Source organism: Vogesella sp. LIG4 (genome assembly GCF_900090205.1).
In the GTDB taxonomy this organism is placed as follows: Bacteria; Pseudomonadota; Gammaproteobacteria; order Burkholderiales; family Chromobacteriaceae; genus Vogesella.
Genome location: NZ_LT607802.1, coordinates 2371251 through 2389864, shown reverse-complemented (window position 1 = coordinate 2389864; position 18614 = coordinate 2371251). Strand labels below are relative to the sequence as shown.

Sequence of the window (18614 nt, the reverse complement as noted above, 5' to 3'; positions counted from 1 at the left end):
TTCCGGCGGGTTTTTGCATTCCTGGTGTCCCAGCGCCAAGCAGCAGCCTTGCGGCCAACCTTCCGCCTCAGCGCCAGCGGCGCAGCAGCAGCGAGTTGCTCACCACCGATACCGAGCTGGCCGCCATCGCCGCGCCGGCAATCACCGGGTTGAGCATGCCCAGCGCCGCCAGCGGAATACCCAGCACGTTGTAGACGAAGGCAAAGAACAGGTTCTGGCGAATCTTGCCCATGGTGGCGCGCGACAGGCGGATGGCGTCGGCCAGATGCAGCAGGTCGCCGTGCATCAGCGTCACGTCCGCCGCCTCGATGGCCACGTCGGCACCGGCACCCATGGCAAAGCTGACGTTGGCCGCCGCCAGCGCCGGCGCATCGTTGATGCCGTCGCCCACCATGGCCACGCGCAGGCCCTGCGCCTGCCACTGGCGGATCTGCGCCGCCTTGTCCTGCGGGCTCTGCCCGGCATGCACTTCGCCGATGCCGGCCTGGTGGGCAATGGTGGCGGCGGTTTCCGGCTTGTCGCCGGTGAGCATCGCCACCTTCACCCCCAGCTCGGCCAGGCGCTGCACCGCCTGCGGCGACGTTGGCCGCAACTGGTCGGCAAGCGCCAGCAGTGCCTGCGCTTCACCGTCGCGCGACAGTGCCAGCACCGTCTTGCCGGCGGCGTACAGCGGCTGCGCCGCGGCCGGCACCTCGCCCAGCACCCAGTCCGGCGTGCCCAGCCGCAGCCGGCCCACGCCCGGCAGCGTGGCGTCCACTCCCTTGCCGATGGTGGCGGCAAAACCTTCCACCGCCGCCAGCGGCAGCTGGCGTGCGCTGGCGGCGGCCAGTACCGCCTGTGCCAGCGGGTGCTCGGCGCCCTGCTCCAGCGCCGCCGCCCACGCCAGCCACTGCGCCTCATCCCCCGCAGTCAGCGGCACGATGTCGGTCAGCTGCGGCTTGCCCACCGTCAGCGTGCCGGTCTTGTCCACCACCAGCAGATCCAGTTCGGCGGCGTGCTGCAGCGCGGTGGCATTGCGGAACAGCACCCCGCGCCGTGCGCCGTTGCCCATGCCCACCATTACCGCCGTCGGCGTGGCCAGGCCCAGCGCACACGGGCAGGCAATCACCAGCACCGCCACCGCGTGGATGATGGCGCGTGGCCAGTCGGCCAGCAGCCAGCCGCTGAGCAGGAAAGTAAGCAGCGCAATGCTCAGCACCGCCGGCACGAATACGGCAGCGATGCGGTCGGCCAGCGCCTGGATCGGCGCCTTGCTGCCCTGCGCCTCCGCCACCGCGCGCACGATGGCGGCCAGCTGGGTGTGGCTGCCCACGCTGCGGGCGCGCACCTTGAGCATGCCGCCGCTGTTCTGGGTGCCGGCGTAGACGCGGTCGCCCACGGTGCGCTCCACCGGCAGGCTCTCGCCGGTGAGCAGGCTTTCGTCCAGCACCGCCTGGCCGGCCTCCACCTCGCCATCCACCGCCAGCCGTTCGCCATGGCGCACGATCACCAGGTCGCCGGCCTGCAGTTGGGCGATGGCCAGCTCCAGCAGTTGCCCGTCGCGCTCCACCCGCGCGGTCTTGGGCGACAGCGCCAGCAGGCTTTCGATGGCGCCGGCGGTACGGCGCTTGGCGCGCGCCTCCAGCAGCTTGCCCATCAGCACCAGGGTGATGATCACCGTGCTGGCTTCAAAGTACACATACAGATCGTGGCGCCCGCCCAGGGTGACCCAAGCCGACCACAGCCAGGCCATGCTGGTGCCCAGCGCCACCAGCACATCCATGTTGGCCGCACCGCCGCGCAGCGCCAGCCAGGCACCACGGTAAAAACGCCAGCCCACCAGCAGCTGCACCGGAGTGGCCAGCGCCAGCTGCCACATGCGCGGCAGCCAGCCGTGCTGGCCGCTTCCGCCGGCCATCATCCACATCTCGCCGGCAAACGGCAGTGTCAGCAGCAGCGACAACCCGAACCAGGCCAGCTCGCGCTGGTAGTGCTGCCGCTCGCGCGCGCTGCGCTCGGCGCTGTCGTCGCTCTGCAGCGTGGCGTCGTAGCCTGCGCGGCGGATGGCGGCGATTACCGCGTCGGCCTGCAGGCTGCCGGCGGGAAAATGCACGCTGGCGGTTTCGGTGGCGAAGTTGACGTTGGCCGCAACGCCGGGCAGGCGGTTCAGCACTTTCTCGATGCGCTGCGCGCAGGCCACGCAGGTCATGCCGGACACCGCCAGCTGCAGGCTGGCTTCCGGCACGGCAAAACCGGCCTTGCCGATGGCGCCGCGCAGTGCGGTGACATCCTGCTGCGCCGGGTCGAAATCGATGCGGGCGGATTCGCTGGCGAAGCTGACATTGGCGCTGACGCCGGGCAGGCGGTTCAGTACTTTCTCGATACGCTGCGCGCAGGCGGCGCAGGTCATGCCCTGTACAGGCAGGGTGACGGTTTGCTGGCTCATGGTGGCCCTCGGCACTCGGATCATGGCCTCATGATATACCCCACAGGGGTATAAAGCAAAGTCGCTGCAGCAACCAGCTTCCGGCGCGCTTATCCCCAGCGCACCCTGGCCTTGCCGCTGCGCTTGGCACCGTACATCGCCTTGTCAGCCCGGGCCACCAGCTGGTCCGGGCTGATCGTCTCGCCCGGCTGCTGCATGGCAATGCCGATGCTGGCGCTGACCTGCGCCTGCGCGCCAGCCTCTCCCAGCGGCACCGGCTGGCCCACCACGCTGCGTACCTGCTCGGCCAGCGCCTGCACGGCACTCTCGCCCAGCACCGGGCGCTGCAGCAGGATGATCATCTCGTCGCCGCCCAGGCGGGCGATGCTGGCACCATCGGTCGCCATGCTGCGCAGGCGCGATGCCACTTCACGCAGCACGCTGTCGCCGGCATCGTGGCCGAAGCGGTCGTTCACTTCCTTGAAGCCGTCCAGGTCGATGAACAGCAGCGCCAGTGACTCGTCGCCCTCCTGCACCCGGGTCTGGGCTGCGCGCAGGCGCTCGAAGAAGGCCCGCCGGTTCGGCAGCCCGGTCAGCGCATCGTGGCGCGCCTCGAACTCGCGCTGCTGCTCGGCGGCCTTGCGCTCGGAGATGTCATGCAGGAAGGCACTGAAAATCAGCTGGTCCTCCAGCTGCAGTGCGCGGATGCTCATTTCCACCGGAATGGTGCGCCCGTCCCTGGTCAGCGCCGGCAGCTCCAGCCGGTGGTCGAGCACCACCGCCTCGCCGGTTTGCAGGTAACGCAGCAAACCGCCGTGGTGGGCGCTGCGCATCGGCGGCGGAATGATCAGCTCGGCCAGCGGCTTGCCCAGCACCTCGTCCGCCGCCCAGCCGAAGGTCTCGCTGGCCTGCCGGTTCCAGGCAATCACCAGGCCGTGTTCGTCGATGCAGATATAGGCCTCGCTGGCATGCTCCAGCACCGCGGTCAGCTCGGCCTCGCGCTTGCGCAGCTGCTGTTCGATCTGCCTCTGCCGCCCCACCGCCGCCGACAGCCGGTTGTTGGACTGCTGCAGCTGCGCAGTGCGCTCCTGCACCCGCTGTTCCAGCTCCTGCCGCAGGCCAAGCAGCTCGGCCTCGGCGGCCTTGCGCGCCTGGATATCCTTGACGATGACGATCAGGTAATGCTGCTGGTCCTGCTGCTGGTACTGCCGGGTGACGACCAGGCTGACCCAGCGCAGGCTGCCGTCGCGGCACAGGTAGCGCTTTTCCACCTGGTAGCGGTCGATCTTGCCGCGCAACATGGCGGCATGCTCCGCCGCGCCAATGGCGGCGTCTGCCGGGTAGGCCAGGTCGGCAAAGCGCAGCGCCAGCAGCTCCTCACGCGGGTAGCCGGTGATCTGGCTCAGGGTGTCGTTGACACTGAACCAGCCGCCATCCGGCCCCAGCAGCGCAATGCCCACGCCGGCATGCTCGAATATCAGCCGCAGCCGCTGTTCGCGCTCGCGCAGCAGCTGCTGCGCTTCCTCGATCTGCTTTTGCGCCTGCTGCGAGCGCTCGCGCTGCTGCAGCTGCTCGGTCACGATGCCGGCCAGATCCTGCAATACCGCCAGCTGCGATGCGGCCAACGTCCTGGGCACGGTGTCGATGACGCACAGCGTGCCCAGCGGGTAGCCCTGCCGCGACAGCAGCTGTACGCCGGCGTAGAAGCGAATGCCCGGCGCGGTGGTAACCAGCGGGTTGTCGGCAAAGCGGCTGTCGCGGGTGGCGTCCTCCACGACCAGCGGCGCCGCCTGCAGGAGGGCATGGGCGCAGAAGGCAAACTCGCGCGGCGTTTCCTGCGCCTCCAGCCCTACCCGGGATTTAAACCATTGCCGCTTTTCGTCCACCAGCGACACCAGCGCGATAGGCACCTGCAGCAGCTGGCTGGCCAGCCGGGTGATGCGGTCGAATGCCACCTCCGCTGGCGTGTCAAGCAATTGCAGCGCCAGCAGCAGGGACAGCCGTTCGCGTTCGAAAGGTGGCAAGGCGGCTTGCGACATAGAGGGCTCCGTGCCGTGGCACGCGTCGGGAATGGTCAATGCTTACAGATTAGGCAGGCCACCGCTGCTCTGCCGGGGATTCCGCCCGCCTTGGCCAACCGTTGCTGCAGCGGGCAATGCGCGTGCGACAGCAGCTGCCTGGTGTTCATATAGTTCGATAATTTTATATTTACGATTTGCCTATACCGGCCCGGCAACCAGCGTACAACAGGCAATAAAAACGGCCGTGCAGTCTGGCTGCACGGCCGTATCGGCAAGGCGCTGTCGGCTCAGTCGCCGCGCAGCTCCAGGGCCACGCCGATGTCGCGCCACTGGGTGATTTCCAGCTTGAACGCCGCCATGGTCAGCGGGTTGGCCGCAAGCCAGTCCTTGCCCACGGTCAGCGCGTAGCCGTTGAGCGTGCGGCGCAGGCCGTGAATGGCCTCCACCTCCACCGCATTGCGGCTGCGGTAGAACAGCGCGGCCAGGCGCAGCGCCAGCACTGCCGGCCACAGCGCTTCGTCGCTCACTTCACGCAGCATCTTGCCCATGTCGCCACGGTGCCCCAGCACGATGGTGGCCAGCTGGCTCTGCTCGCGGCGCGAGAAGCCCGGCATGTCGGCATTGCTCAGGATGTAGGCCGAATGCTTGTGGTAGGCAGTGTGGGCAATGGACAGGCCGATTTCATGCACCCGCGCCGCCCAGACCACGCGCTTGAGCATGTCCTCATCCAGCGGGCTGCCGGCCACCATGCGGTACAGCGCTTCGGCCAGCTGTGTCACCCGCTGCGCCTGCGCGGTATCCACGTGGTAGCGGCGCTTGAACTGGGTGATGGTGGAATCGCGCATGTCCTTCTCCCGCTGGCGGCCAAGCAGGTCATACAGTACGCCATCGCGCAGCGCGCCATCGGTCACGATCATGCGCTCGATGTGCAACGATTCAAAAATGGCAATCATGATCGCCAGCCCGCCCGGCAGTACCGGCACGCGGTCCGCCTTCAGGCCGTTGATGTCCACATCCTTGATATGCCCGAAGCGGATCAGCGCCTCGCGCAGGCGGCGCATGCCGGCCAGGGTGATCTCGCCACCCGACCAGTCGTTGATTTCCATGATGTCGCGCAGCGAGCGCGCGGTGCCGGAAGTGCCCACCGCCAGCTGCCACTCGCTGGCCGGATACTGGTGCACGATGCGCTGAATCTCGTTGCGTGCGGCCAACTCGGCATCGCGGAAGGCATTCTTGCTGATCTTGCCATCCTCGAAGAAGCGCTTGCTGAAGGTCACGCAGCCCAGCGGCAGGCTTTCCGTCACCTGTGCCTTGTACTGGCTGCCGATGATGAATTCGGTGGAGCCGCCGCCGATGTCCACCACCAGGCGGCGTTCCTTGGTGGCCGGCAGGCTGTGCGCAGCGCCCAGGTAGATGAGGCGCGCTTCTTCGCGGCCGGCGATGATCTCGATGGGGAAGCCCAGCAGGCGCTCGGCCTCGGTGATGAAGGCCGCGGCATTGCGGGCCACGCGCAGGGTGTTGGTGCCCACCACGCGCACCTGCTTCGGGTCCAGCCCGCGCAGGCGTTCGCCAAAGCGCGCCATGCAACCCAGCGCACGCGCCAGGGTTTCATCGTCCAGGGTCTTGTCGGCTTGCAGGCCGCCACCCAGACGTACGGTTTCTTTCAGGGAATCCAGGGTATACAGCTGGTCGTCCACCACGCGGGAAATCTGCAGCCGGAAGCTGTTCGACCCCATGTCCACGGTAGCCAGCACATCAAACGGGGGCGTAACGGTACTCAAAAGCTCACCCCTTCGGAGAGTTAAGTTTAATAGAAAACGGCGGTAACAGATGTTACCGCCGTTCCGGCTGCCGACAAAATGATTTGGCCAAACTGCTGACCCACGACAAGCCTGTCAGCAAGCCGCCGGCAACGGCTTACTGGGCGGTGTCGCCCAGCGACTCGCGCTTCTTTTCTTCCAGCGAAGTGTGACGGATATCCTTGCCCTTCACCAGGTACACCACGTACTCCGAAATGTTCTTGGCATGGTCGCCGATGCGCTCGATGGCCTTGCACAGGAACAGGGTATCGATGGACGTGCTGATGGTGCGCGGGTCTTCCATCATGAAGGTGATCTGCGCGCGCATTTCCGAGGCGTAGTCCTGATCCAGCAGGATGTCTTCTTCCGCCAGCTCCACCGCGGCGGTAGGGTCCAGGCGGGCAAAGGCGTCCAGCGCGCGGTGCAGCATGGCCAGCGCGGTTTCCGCCAGCTTGGCCACTTCGCGGAAACGCGGCGACGGCATGCGTGCGCTCTGGCACAGGTCGCGGCCAACGCGGGCGATCTTCTGCGCTTCGTCGCCGATGCGCTCCAGATCAGTGATGGTCTTGATCACCGCGACCACCATGCGCAGGTCGCTGGCGGCCGGCTGGCGGCGCACGATAATGTGCTGGCAGTCGTCATCGATCTGCACTTCCAGTGCGTTGACCTTGGCGTCGTCGGCGATCACACGCTCCAGGCGCGCCACATCGCCATCCTGCAGCGCGTCCAGCGCGGCGCGGATCTGCTGCTCAACCAGCCCACCCATCTGCAGCACGCGGGTGCGGATGGTTTCGAGCTCCAGGTCATACTGTTTGGAAAGATGTTCGGGCATGTCAGACCTCGGTCAGAATTTCGACGGAACGGCGTAGCGTAACCCAGCTTTGTGACAGAAACATTGCAAGCCATGCCGACTGCCCGGCAGGCCAGGCCGCCACCGTGTTAGCGACAGGCGCGCCAGATCAGAATCTGTTTACGATCTCGCGAGCTAGGGCAAGACAAGGCGAAAACGACTGCGGAAGCGGAGTTGACATGGCGTCAATGAGCATTCCGCAGGCGGTTTCAACGCCGTATTGCCGAAGCGCAGCAGATCGTAAGCCGATACTCAGAATCTGTTTACGATCTCGCGAGCTAAAGCAAGACAAGGCGAAAACGACTGCGGAAGCGGAGTTGACATGGCGTCAATGAGCATTCCGCAGGCGGTTTCAACGCCGTATTGCCGAAGCGCAGCAGATCGTAAGCCGATACTTAGCGGTATTCCTTCACCCCGTCCGGGGTTCCCAGCAGCAGCACGTCGGCACGGCGCGCGGCGAACAGGCCGTTGGTCACCACGCCCACGATCTGGTTGATCTGCTGCTCCAGCTTCACCGGCTCGGCAATCTGCAGGCCGTGCACGTCGAGGATGATGTTGCCGTTGTCGGTAGTCACGCCCATGCGCCATTCCGGCTGGCCGCCCAGCTTCACCAGCTCGCGCGCCACGTGGCTGCGCGCCATCGGGATCACCTCCACCGGCAGCGGGAACTTGCCCATGATCTCCACGTACTTGCTGGCGTCGGCGATGCAGATGAACTGCTGCGCTACCGCGGCCACGATCTTCTCGCGCGTCAGTGCGGCGCCGCCGCCCTTGATCATGTGCAGGTGATGGTTCACCTCGTCGGCGCCGTCCACGTACACCGGTACTTCATCGGGGCCGACGCTGTTCAGGTCCAGCACCGGGATGCCGATATCCTTCAGCCGCTTGCTGCTGGCTTCGGAGCTGGACACCGCGCCCTTGATGCGGCCCTTGATCTTGGCCAGCTCGTCGATGAAGAAATTGACGGTGCTGCCGGTGCCCACGCCGACGATGCAGTCGTCCGGCACAAACTTGATGGCGGCCTGTGCCACCTGCTGTTTCAGCTGGTTCTGGTCCATGATTTGCTCCGCGGTTTTCAGGTGTTTGGTGTTATGAATTTGATGCGGCCAACGTTGCGGCCATGCCTAGCCGGCCACTGGCACCAGCAGGCACACTGCCTGGGTCTCAATGGCTTCGGCACGGCCGAGGTAGCCCAGCTTCTCGTTGGTCTTGCCCTTGACGTTGACGCAGCCCACGTCGATGTCCAGCAGCGCGGCGATGCGCGCGCGGATGGCGTCGATATGCGGCGCCAGCTTGGGTTGCTGCGCAATGATGGTGCTGTCCACGTTCACCAGCTGCCAGCCGGCGGCGCGCACGCGGCGCATCGCTTCCTGCAGCAGCACGCCGCTGTCGGCGCCCTTGAAGGTGGGATCGGTGTCCGGAAAATGGCGGCCGATGTCGCCCAGCGCGGCGGCGCCCAGCACCGCGTCGGTGATGGCGTGCAGCAGCGCGTCGGCATCGGAATGCCCCAGCAGGCCCTTGTCGTGCGGGATGGTCACGCCGCCCAGGATCAGCGGCCGGCCTTCCACCAGGCGGTGTACGTCGTAGCCCTGACCGATACGGAACGGGGTCATGCTTGATCCTTTCTAGCAGCCAGAATGGCGCCGGCCAGCGCGAGATCGCCCGGCCAGGTCACCTTGAAATTCTGCGCCTCGCCCACCACCAGCCGTGGCGCATGGCCCAGCAGTTCGATGGCGGAGGCTTCGTCGGTTATCCCCGGGTTGGCCGCATCGGCCAGCGCGCTGGCCAGCAGGCCGGCGCGGAACATCTGCGGCGTCTGCGCCAGCCACAGCCCGTCGCGCGGCACCGTGGCGGCAATGCGTGCACTGGCATCGCCCTGCTTCACGGTATCGGCCACCGGCTGCGCCAGGATGCCGCCCACGGCGTCGTCGCCAATCTCGGCGATCAGCCGCGCCAGCGCCTGCGGCGACAGGCAGCAGCGTGCAGCATCGTGCACCAGCACCCAGTCGTCGGCTGCCGGCGCCAGCGCCGCCAGGCCATTGGCCACGCTTTCGGCGCGGCTGGCGCCGCCCACACGCAGCACCCGCAGCTTGGGCAGCGGCCAGTCGAAGCCGGCAAACCATTCGTCACCCGGCGAAATCACCACCGCCACCAGGTCGATGTCGGGGTTGGCCGCAAGCACGGCCAGGGTGTGTGCCAGCAAGGGCTGGCCGCCTATGTCCAGGTACTGCTTGGGAGTGGCCGAGCCGAAGCGGCTGCCGTGGCCGGCCGCCGGCACCAGCGCGATGCGTCGGGTCATGTCGGCTGCTCTCAGGCGGGTGCCTCGGTGGGCGGGTTTTCGATGCTGCGCCACAGACAGCTGCCCTTGACGCTCTTGTCCAGCGTATCCAGGTATTCCTGGTGTGCGGCCAACTCGTCCGCGCTCGGTGCCAGCACCGTCAGCGGCTTGCGCTCGAACTTGAAGCCCAGTGCATTGCTGCCATCGCCGTCTTCGCCGTAGCCGATGTCCATCATCAGGCTGTCCTGGCCGCGGGTCATCCACAGGTAGACCTCGGACAGCAGCTCGCAGTCGATCAGCGCGCCGTGGAAAGTACGGTTGCTGCGGTCGATCTCGAAGCGGTCACACAGCGCATCCAGGCTGTTGCGCTTGCCGGGAAAGGCATCGCGCGCCATCGCCAGCGTGTCGGTGATCTGCGCGCACTGCTTGTCCACCAGCGGCAGGCCCAGGCGGTTGAATTCGGCATTCATGAAGCCGACGTCGAATGGCGCGTTGTGGATGATCAGCTCGGCATCGGCGATGAATTCGCTCAACTCGGCGGCGACGTCGCGGAACTTGGGCTTGTCGGCCAGGAAGGCCAACGAAATGCCGTGCACGCGCTCGGCATCCGGGTCGATCTCGCGCTCCGGGTGCATGTACAGGTGCAGGTAGCGGCCGGTGAGCTTGCGGTTCACCATTTCCAGGCCGGCGAATTCGATGATGCGGTGGCCCTGGTTCGGGTCCAGGCCGGTGGTTTCGGTATCGAGAATGATCTGGCGCATAAGGAGTCTACAGGTTGGCCGCGTCAGCGCAGGCTGGCGACGCCGGCATTGGCAAGCTGGTCGGCGCGTTCGTTGAATTCGTGGCCGGCATGGCCCTTCACCCAGCGCCAGTCCACCTGGTGGCGGTTGCGCAGCTCATCCAGCTGCTGCCACAGGTCGGCGTTCTTCACCGGCTCCTTGTTGCTGGTTATCCAGCCGCGCTTCTTCCAGCCGTGAATCCACTCGCTGATGCCCTTCTGCACGTACTGCGAGTCGGTATGCACCACGATGCGGCATGGCCGCTTCAGCGTTTCCAGGCCGCGGATCACCGCGGTGAGTTCCATACGGTTGTTGGTGGTATTGGGCTCGCCACCAAACATTTCCTTCTCCTGGCCCTTGTAGCGCAGCAACACGCCCCAGCCACCGGGGCCGGGGTTGCCCTTGCAGGCGCCGTCCGGGTAAATCTCGACGATGCTGTCGTCAGCCATGTGGTATTTCGTCCTGCACAGATTGTTTGACGGGGTGGCGCTCGTTGCCGCCGGCCACGATCAGGCCGCTGCCGGCCTTGGCCGGCTTCCAGGCCGGCATCAGCAGGCGCATGCCGCGCTGGCGCTTGACCGCCTCGATGCCGTACACGCCGGCCGCCAGCGACCAGCCGCGCTCGCCCAGGCTGTCCATGAACTGCCAGCGCGACAGCCAGTCCCCGCGGTTGAAAGGCGGCGAGTATGCCATGAAGGCGGTGGCGGTGGCTTCCAATTGCAGCAGCGCCATCCAGTCGCGGATGCGCGCCGGGCTGAAGAAATTGCCGCTCCACGGGGTATTGCGCCGGCCATGCAGCACACGGCAGCTCCCCCACAGCGATATAGGGTTGAAGCCGGTGAGCACCAGGCGCCCTTCCGGCATCAGCACCCGCTCCGCCTCGCGCAGCACCTGGTGCGGCTGGCTGGTAAAATCCAGCGCATGCGGCATCACCAGCAGGTCCAGGCTGCGGCTGTCGAACGGCAGGAAGGCCGCATCGCAGACCACGTCGGCGCTGGCCTCTGCCCCGGCATAGCCATGCCAGGGAATGCGGTTGCAGGCCAGGAAGTCATACTCGGTAAGACCGACCTGCACGGCGCGAAAGCCGAACGCATCCGCCACCACGCGGTCGAAGTACGCCTGCTCGCGGCACAGCAGGTATTGACCCAGTTCCGCGCTGGCCAGCCAGTCAGCAAATGCTTCCATTGTTTCGGGGTATCCCATGGCCGACATCATTCGCCTCACACCGGTTAGTGCCTTTGCAGATAATTATATCTGGGTTTTGCACGACACCACGCACGCCATCGCCGTCGATCCGGGCGATGCGACACCGTTGCTGACGTTTCTCGCCACGCAGGGCCTGCAGCTTGATGCCATCTGGATCACCCATCATCACGCCGACCATATCGGCGGCTTGCCGGCACTGGCGGCACGTTGGCCGCAACTGGACATCTACGGCCCGGCCGGCGTCGAGCATGTCACTCAGCCGGTCATGGCCGGCAGCGAAATCAGTGCCTTCGGCCAGCAGGCCCGCGTACTGGAAGTGCCCGGCCACACCGCCAACCATCTGGCTTTCCTGTGGCAGCAGCACCTGTTCTGCGGCGATACGCTGTTCGGCGCCGGCTGCGGCCGGGTGTTCGACGGCACCATGGCGCAGCTGCATGCCTCGCTGCAGCAACTGGCGGCACTGCCGGACGACACGCTGTGCTACCCGGCGCACGAATACACGCTGTCCAACCTGCAGTTCGCACTCGCCGTAGAGCCCGGCAACGCGGCGCTGCAGGCGCGCTGGCAACAGGATCAGGCCAGCCGCGCCGTCATGCGGCCAACCCTGCCCAGCAGCATTGGCCAGGAAAAGGCTACCAACCCGTTTTTGCGCACCGCCAGCCCGGAAGTGGCCAGTGCCGCCACGCGCCAGGCCGGTCATGCCCTTGCTGGCAGTGAGGCCATTTTTGCCACACTTCGCGAGTGGAAAAACCACTTTCGGGCGGCATGAGTTCTCTGTCGGCACGGCAAGCTGGGCCAGACGGAAAATATCAACTAAAAATACAGAAAAATCCTGTTTAAACAGCACTTTCCGGTTTGAATGCCCGGCAGTGCGTGTTAGCATCGCCCGATACGAAATACAGGCTCTAGATTGATGAAAAAGCTCACCCCGCTCGCCTTGTCGGTTTCGCTCGCTTTCGCCCTGGCGCCGGCCCATGCCGCCAGTGCCCCTGTCAGCCTGAGCCAGCCGCAACGCAGCGTTGACGACGGGTTGGCAGCAGGTCTCGACATGATGCTGCTGAACACCAGCCTGCTGCGCAACGGCGACAATGTCTGGCAGCGCGTACGCGAAGGCTTCCAGATGAGCGAGGTGAACCCGGAGCTGGTGCGCCTGCACGAGCGCCTGTACAGCAGCAAGGCCGACTACTTCCGCCGCTCCCTCGACCGCAGCCGCAAATACCTGTTCTACATCATGAACGAGGTGGAACGCCGCGGCATGCCCACCGAGATCGCGCTGCTGCCGATGGTGGAAAGCGCCTTCGTCGCCACCGCCGATTCGCCGGTTGGCGCCTCCGGTTTGTGGCAGTTCATGCCCACCACCGGCCGCCAGTACGGCCTGGAGCAGACCTGGTGGTACGACGGCCGCCGCGACGTGCTGGAATCCACCCGCGCCGCACTGGACTACCTGCAGAACCTGTACGGCATGTTCGGCGACTGGAGCCTGGCGCTGGCCGCCTACAACTGGGGCGAAGGCAACCTGGCCAAGGCCATTGCCAAGGTGCGCGCCCGCGGCGAAGTGGAAAACTACGAAAACATCCAGATGCCGAAGGAAACGCGCAACTACGTGCCCAAGCTGCTGGCCGTGCGCAACCTGCTGCAGAACCCGGAAAAATTCGGCCTGCGCATGTCGCCGTTTCCGAACAAACCGTCCTTCGTGGCCGTCTCTGTCGGCCGCCACATGAACATCGACCTGGCGGCCCGCATGGCCGACATGTCGGTAGCGGAATTCAAGGAGCTGAACCCGGCCTTCAACCTGCCGGTGTTCGCCTACAAGAACGGCCGCCAGATGCTGCTGCCGGAAAGCAAGCTGCACAAATTCGAGACCAACCTCGCCAAATGGGACAAGCCGCTGCTGACCTGGCAGGTATACGTACCGGACAGCGACACCAACCCGGCCCAGCTGGCCGGCCGCTTCGACATGAACACGACCGAGCTGACCAGCGCCAACAATCTGCGCGGCAACCCGGTACTGCCGGCCGGCCGCCCGGTACTGGTGGCACTGCGTGGCAATGCCAATGCCGCACCACAGCTGGATGCCACCGATATCGCCGCCCCGGCAGCCGAGACCGCCACCCTGGTGGCCTTTGCGGCCAACGGCAACCCCGCACCGCAGGCCCCAGTGGCCAGCAGCCAGCCGCTGATCGCCGCAGCCGCCACCAGCACCACGCCGGTAGCAGTGCGCAGCGCGCAGCTTGACAGCAAGCCGCAGCCGGCAAGCCAGGCAACAGTGCAGGCAGCAAGCCAGCAAGCGGCTGCCAGCAGCCAGCCGGTACTGACCGCCGTTGCCAGCCAGAACACCATCAAGCCGCAAGCCGTCAGCAGCATCGCCAAGGCTGATGCGCAGCCGGCGCTGCAACCGGCCGCACTGGTAGTCAGCAAGCCGGCAGTGCCGGTGGTGCTTGCCCAGGCCGAGAGCAGCAAGCCGGCCGCTACCCCCGCAGTTGATGCCAAGCCTGCCGCCGCAGCAAGCGGTAACGATGCGCCGCGCATTACCATCCGCAGCGAAAGCAAGCCGGCCGCCACCATGACCGCGCTGGCCACCCCGGATCGCGTGGTAACCGCCAGCGCCGGCCTGCATACCGTGGCCGCAGGCGATACCCTGTTCAACATCTCCCGCCGCTACGGCATGAGCGTGGATGACCTCAAGCAGCTCAACAGCCTGAACGACAGCAATATCCGCCTGGGCCAGACGCTGAAGATCCTGTCCACCCAGCCGGCGCAACCGGCCGCGGCAGCTACCGCCCTGGCCAGCAACAGCTCGCCGCTGCGCCAGGTCAGCTACACCGTACGCCAGCCAGCCACCGGTGCGGTGCCGGCCGACTACGTGGTACAGCGTGGCGATACCGTGTTCAGCATCGCCCGCAAGTTCAGCGTGTCGCACACCGACATCCTGCGCTGGAACGACCCGGAGCAGATATCGCGCCTGCAGCCGGGCCAGAAGATTCGCGTACAGCAGGAGGACGACGGGCTGTAAGCCTTGTCTGCCTGCCATATGCCAACAAGGCCGCACATGTGCGGCCTTGTGCTTTCCGGTCTTGCGGCCAACCTTCTGCTACTCCGGCGCCTTGCTGTCCAGCCAGATGGTCACCGGGCCATCGTTGATCAGCGCTACCTGCATGTCGGCGCCAAAGATGCCGGTGGGCACCGGCTTGCCCAGGGCCGTCTGCATCTCGGCCACGAAACGCTCGAACAGCGGCTGTGATAGCTCCGGCCGCGCAGCGCGGCTGTAACCGGGGCGGTTGCCCTTTTTGGTGCTGGCAAACAGCGTGAACTGGCTCACCGCCAGCACCTCGCCGCCGGCATCCAGCACCGAGCGGTTCATTACCCCGGCATCGTCATTGAAGATGCGCAGCTGGCTGACCTTGCGCACCAGCCAGCCGATGTCCTCGGCGCCATCGCTTTCCTCCACCCCCACCAGCAACAACAGGCCGGCATCGATACTGCCGGTGATCTGCCCCGCCACCGTCACCGACGCCTGCCGCACACGCTGTACCAGAACTCGCATTTCATACTCCCATCATTGGACGTGGCATTCTAAAATGGCGGCCTGCCACCCGGACAAGGATTTGCCATGCTGATGGTCGTTTCGCCAGCCAAGACCCTGGACTACGAGACCCCCGCCCACACCCCCAGCTTCAGCCAGCCAGACTTTCTGGCCCACAGCGCCGAGTTGATCGACGTGCTGCGCCGGCTGAGCCCCGCCGAGCTGGGCAAGCTGATGGACATCAGCCCGGCGCTGTCCGAGCTCAATGTTGGCCGCTACCACGACTGGCAGCCGCAGTTCACCCCCGCCAATGCCAAGCAGGCGGCGCTGGCGTTCATGGGCGACGTCTACGAAGGGCTGGACGCCGCCAGCCTGGCCGATGGCGAGCTGGACTGGCTGCAGCAGCACCTGCGCATCCTGTCCGGCCTCTATGGCCTGCTGCGCCCGCTGGACCTGATGCAGCCCTACCGGCTGGAAATGGGCACCCGCCTCGCCAACCCGCGCGGCAGCAACCTGTACCAGTTCTGGGGCAGCCTGATCACCGACGAGTTGAACCGCCTGCTGGCGCAGCACGAGTTCCCGCAACTGGTGAACCTGGCCTCGGACGAATACTTCAAGTCGGTAAAACCGAAACAGCTGCAGGCGCGGCTGATCACCCCGGTGTTCCAGGACCTGAAAAACGGCCAGTACAAGATCATCAGTTTCTACGCCAAGCGCGCACGCGGGCTGATGGCGCGCTGGGCGGTGAAGCACCGCATCCACGACGCACAGGCATTGCTGGACTTCAACTACGCAGGCTACGCCTTTGCGCCGGAAGCCTCGGACGAGAACACCTGGGTGTTCCGCCGCGACCCGGCAGCGCAGTAACACCGCCTGGCCGCAGGCTTGCGGCCAACCTTTAGCGACAAAGCCCCGGCGTCAGGCACCGGGGCTTTGTCGTATCAAGCGCCAGGGTTGGCCGCACAAATCACCCCATTGTCATGGTTGCTGCTATCGAAAATAGCGCCACATCCGGCGCGCAGTCACAGGAACGCAACAACTGGCACCGCTCGGCCAGTGCCAACAGCTGAACAATTGCCGGCAAAAACCGCACCATTCACAAGCATTTGTTGATGAATGACAGCGGCTTGATTTTGATCAAATGGATGTGAGGCCAGCCGCTGGCCCGATGGCTATGATGCGCTGCTATCACTGTCAGCCAGGCTGGGTCATGAAACAGAATTTGCCGGTTACCGGGGTGGAAACCCCGTTCGAGTCGGGCCTCATCGTCACCCGTACCGACCTGAAAGGCGCCGTCAGCTATGCCAACGACGCCTTCGTCGCCATTTCCGGCTTCAGCCGCGAGGAGCTGCTGGGCCAGAACCACAATATCGTGCGTCACCCGGACATGCCGCCGGTACTGTTCGAGGACCTGTGGCGCACGGTCAAGGGCGGCCACTGCTGGCGCGGCCTGGTGAAGAACCGCTGCAAGAACGGCAACCACTACTGGGTGGATGCCTTCGTGGTGCCCATCAAGCAGCAGGGCCAGGTCAGCGGTTATATGTCGGTGCGCAGCCCGGCCAGGCGTGAGGCAATTCGCGCCGCCGAACAACTGTACCCGGCGCTGATGAATGGCGCGCCGCTGCGCAAACCCGCGCCACGCGGCCGCCTGCTGGCGCGTTTCCAGAGCGTGTACGCCATGGCGATGACACTGCTGGCCGCCGTACCCTCGCTGCTGCTGGGCGGCGCGCTGGGCTGGACGCTGGGCAGCAGCGCCCTGCTGGCTAGCGGCTGCTGGTGGCTGCTGGAGCGCAGCCGCCGCCGCGAACAGCAACAGCTGCTGACCGCCTGCGCCAATATTGCCGAGGGCCGGCTCACCAACCCGCTGGGCATCGACACCGCCGGCGAGCTTGGCCAGCTGGAAGCCGCCCTCGCCCACATGCAGGTGCACCTGAAAGTCACCCTGGACGACGTGCAGCTCACCGCCCGCGAAGTCGCCGCCGACACCGGCCGCATGCAGCATGCCATCGAAGGCATCTACCAGCGCATGGAAGCGGCCAACGACAGCATGCTGCAGATGAGCAGCTCGGTGGAGGAGTTGTCCACCACCATCGAGCAGGTATCGCAGAATGCCGCGCTGACCGCCGAGCTGAGCCTGCGCTCGCAACAGCAGCTGCAGCACAGCAGCCAGGAGATGGCCGCCGCCTGCCAGCGCGGCAACCAGGCCGCCGGCACGGTGGAAAACACCCAGGCCATCATCGAGGAGCTGTCCGGCGCCATCAACAACATCATCCGCGTCACCCAGACCATTCACGACATCGCCGACCAGACCAATCTGCTGGCGCTGAACGCAGCCATTGAAGCCGCGCGCGCCGGCGAGGCCGGCCGCGGCTTTGCCGTGGTGGCCGATGAAGTGCGCAAGCTGGCCGAACGCACCAGCCTCAGCACCGACGAAATCAACGAGCTGATCAACAATGTGCGCGGCGCGGCAGACAGTACCGTGGGGGCGATTGCCAACATCACCAGCCAGACCCGCGACGGCGTGGCCGCCCAGCAGCGCACCAGCTCGCAGCTGCAGTCGGTGCATGGCGATGTGGGCAACGTCAACGGCATGATGCAGGAGATCGCCACCGCCAACGCGCAGCAGTCGGCCAGCGCCAGCTACCTGGCCGAGCGCATGACGCACATCGCCGCCCAGATCGAGGCCTCGCACCGCGACATCGACACTGCCAGCCAGAGCATCAGCCAGATCGCGCAGCAGGCCGGCAGCCTGGCGCAGCTGGCGGAACATTTCGAGGTGTGCTGAGCGGCCCGCCCGGGGCGCTCAAGTTGGCAGCAGCATGGCAGACGGTGCCCCACGCAGGCTCAGCGCTGCGCGCTCAACGCATGGCGCAGGGCAGCGTCAGGCCACCAAGGCGGAACCAGCGCGCCAGGTTGTCGAAATCGCGCTGCTCGCCTCCGCTCAGCCGGGCATAGCCTGCGCGGACGCGCTCTGCCAGCGCCGCATCCACCGTGCGGCGCGGCGCGCTGCGGAACAGCAGCATGAACGGCGCCAGCGCGGTCTGGTAGTGCGGCAGCCGCTGCGGCAGCAAGTCGATGGCCTGGCGCAACTCGTCCAGGCTGAACGCCGCGCGCAGCGAATTGAGGAAATCGGCGGTGAACTGCGCGGACTGCAGCTCGATGCGGTCGTGGGCAAAGAAATGCTGGGTGGCCCGGCGCTTCAGGCGGCCGAAATCGGCCAGGTAGACGCCGCCATCGGCACGCAGCACGCGGCGGATCTGGTGCATGGTCTGTTGCAACTGCTCGCCATCCGGTAGATGGTGCAGCGACATGGTGCACAGCACGCAGTCGATGCTGGCATCAGCCAGGCCATCCAGACGGCTGATGTCGCCCTGCTGTACCGCGACATTGGGCAGCCCTGCCCGCGCCAGGTTGTCGCGCGCCAGCGCCAGCATGCCGGCCGAGGCATCCAGGCCGATGAAGCGCGCATCCGGATGCAGACGGGCGAACTGCAGCAACTGGTTGCCCGGGCCGCAGGCCAGATCCAGCACCACGTCGCCCGGCCGGATCACCGGCAGCGACATCACGGCGTGAAACAGATAGAAGTAATTGAGGATGCCGTGATCCTGCCCGCTTTGCATGAAAGCCTGGATCTGCGCGGCATCTTCCATCAGCGCCTGCGGCTCCGGCTCGCGCGGCAGCACGGCCCGCGACAGCCGCTCCAGCAGCAGATGCGTCAGCATGGCGGGAGTAGACATGGCTCAGTCCACCCTTG

16 protein-coding genes are annotated in these 18614 nt (G+C 66.0%); 4 read left to right on the top strand and 12 right to left on the bottom strand.

Features of this window, described 5'->3' with window-relative positions; translation table 11 throughout:
* Positions 1-67: 67 nt before the first annotated feature.
* The 10 genes from PSELUDRAFT_RS11255 to PSELUDRAFT_RS11210 form a co-directional block, all read right to left on the bottom strand.
* Positions 68-2425, bottom strand: coding sequence for a heavy metal translocating P-type ATPase (locus PSELUDRAFT_RS11255; RefSeq protein ID WP_088966932.1), 2358 nt, complete (start codon positions 2423-2425; stop codon positions 68-70).
* Between the two features lie 89 nt (positions 2426-2514).
* Entirely contained in the window at positions 2515-4443 is a 1929-nt protein-coding gene (locus tag PSELUDRAFT_RS11250; RefSeq protein WP_088966931.1) for a PAS domain S-box protein, read from the bottom strand.
* Between the two features lie 269 nt (positions 4444-4712).
* Positions 4713-6206, bottom strand: a complete 1494-nt coding sequence (gene ppx / locus PSELUDRAFT_RS11245; RefSeq protein WP_231895200.1) for an exopolyphosphatase — start codon at positions 6204-6206, stop codon at positions 4713-4715.
* Between the two features lie 136 nt (positions 6207-6342).
* A complete protein-coding gene (phoU, locus tag PSELUDRAFT_RS11240) occupies positions 6343-7056 on the bottom strand; it encodes a phosphate signaling complex protein PhoU (RefSeq protein ID WP_088966929.1) in 714 nt (237 codons plus the stop codon).
* A 413-nt stretch (positions 7057-7469) separates the two neighbouring features.
* Positions 7470-8132, bottom strand: coding sequence for a ribose-5-phosphate isomerase RpiA (gene rpiA, locus PSELUDRAFT_RS11235; protein WP_179947536.1), 663 nt, complete (start codon positions 8130-8132; stop codon positions 7470-7472).
* Between the two features lie 66 nt (positions 8133-8198).
* A complete protein-coding gene (gene ispF / locus PSELUDRAFT_RS11230; RefSeq protein WP_088966927.1) occupies positions 8199-8687 on the bottom strand; it encodes a 2-C-methyl-D-erythritol 2,4-cyclodiphosphate synthase in 489 nt (162 codons plus the stop codon).
* Positions 8684-9373: a 2-C-methyl-D-erythritol 4-phosphate cytidylyltransferase gene (gene ispD, locus PSELUDRAFT_RS11225; RefSeq protein WP_088966926.1), complete on the bottom strand. Its 690-nt coding sequence runs from the start codon at positions 9371-9373 to the stop codon at positions 8684-8686. The genes ispF and ispD overlap by 4 nt, the downstream gene beginning before the upstream one ends.
* A gap of 11 nt (positions 9374-9384) precedes the next feature.
* Positions 9385-10113, bottom strand: coding sequence for a DNA polymerase III subunit epsilon (gene dnaQ / locus PSELUDRAFT_RS11220; RefSeq protein WP_088966925.1), 729 nt, complete (start codon positions 10111-10113; stop codon positions 9385-9387).
* 23 nt (positions 10114-10136) lie between these two features.
* Positions 10137-10580, bottom strand: coding sequence for a ribonuclease HI (gene rnhA, locus PSELUDRAFT_RS11215; protein WP_088966924.1), 444 nt, complete (start codon positions 10578-10580; stop codon positions 10137-10139).
* Positions 10573-11316, bottom strand: a complete 744-nt coding sequence (locus PSELUDRAFT_RS11210) for a class I SAM-dependent methyltransferase (RefSeq protein WP_197693853.1) — start codon at positions 11314-11316, stop codon at positions 10573-10575. Before PSELUDRAFT_RS11210 ends, rnhA begins: the two co-directional genes overlap by 8 nt.
* A gap of 16 nt (positions 11317-11332) precedes the next feature.
* Between PSELUDRAFT_RS11210 and gloB the strand changes: the two genes are divergently transcribed.
* Together gloB and PSELUDRAFT_RS11200 are read left to right on the top strand one after the other, a co-directional pair.
* Complete coding sequence (gene gloB, locus PSELUDRAFT_RS11205) at positions 11333-12106, top strand: hydroxyacylglutathione hydrolase (protein WP_231895199.1); 774 nt, start codon at positions 11333-11335, stop codon at positions 12104-12106.
* A 144-nt stretch (positions 12107-12250) separates the two neighbouring features.
* Entirely contained in the window at positions 12251-14350 is a 2100-nt protein-coding gene (locus PSELUDRAFT_RS11200) for a LysM peptidoglycan-binding domain-containing protein (protein WP_088966922.1), read from the top strand.
* 78 nt (positions 14351-14428) lie between these two features.
* On the opposite strand, the gene dtd is transcribed toward PSELUDRAFT_RS11200, so the two are convergent.
* A complete protein-coding gene (dtd, locus tag PSELUDRAFT_RS11195) occupies positions 14429-14881 on the bottom strand; it encodes a D-aminoacyl-tRNA deacylase (protein ID WP_088966921.1) in 453 nt (150 codons plus the stop codon).
* 66 nt (positions 14882-14947) lie between these two features.
* Here dtd and yaaA point away from each other — a divergent pair, with 66 nt between their 5' ends.
* Together yaaA and PSELUDRAFT_RS11185 are read left to right on the top strand one after the other, a co-directional pair.
* A complete protein-coding gene (yaaA, locus tag PSELUDRAFT_RS11190) occupies positions 14948-15727 on the top strand; it encodes a peroxide stress protein YaaA (RefSeq protein WP_088966920.1) in 780 nt (259 codons plus the stop codon).
* Between the two features lie 343 nt (positions 15728-16070).
* Positions 16071-17645 (top strand): PAS domain-containing methyl-accepting chemotaxis protein, encoded by a 1575-nt coding sequence (locus PSELUDRAFT_RS11185; RefSeq protein WP_088966919.1) that lies wholly within the window; start codon positions 16071-16073, stop codon positions 17643-17645.
* Positions 17646-17718: 73 nt separating this feature from the next.
* On the opposite strand, the gene PSELUDRAFT_RS11180 is transcribed toward PSELUDRAFT_RS11185, so the two are convergent.
* Positions 17719-18597 carry a class I SAM-dependent methyltransferase gene (locus PSELUDRAFT_RS11180; RefSeq protein WP_088966918.1) on the bottom strand — a complete coding sequence of 293 codons (879 nt, stop codon included), beginning with the start codon at positions 18595-18597 and terminating at the stop codon, positions 17719-17721.
* Positions 18598-18614 lie beyond the last annotated feature (17 nt).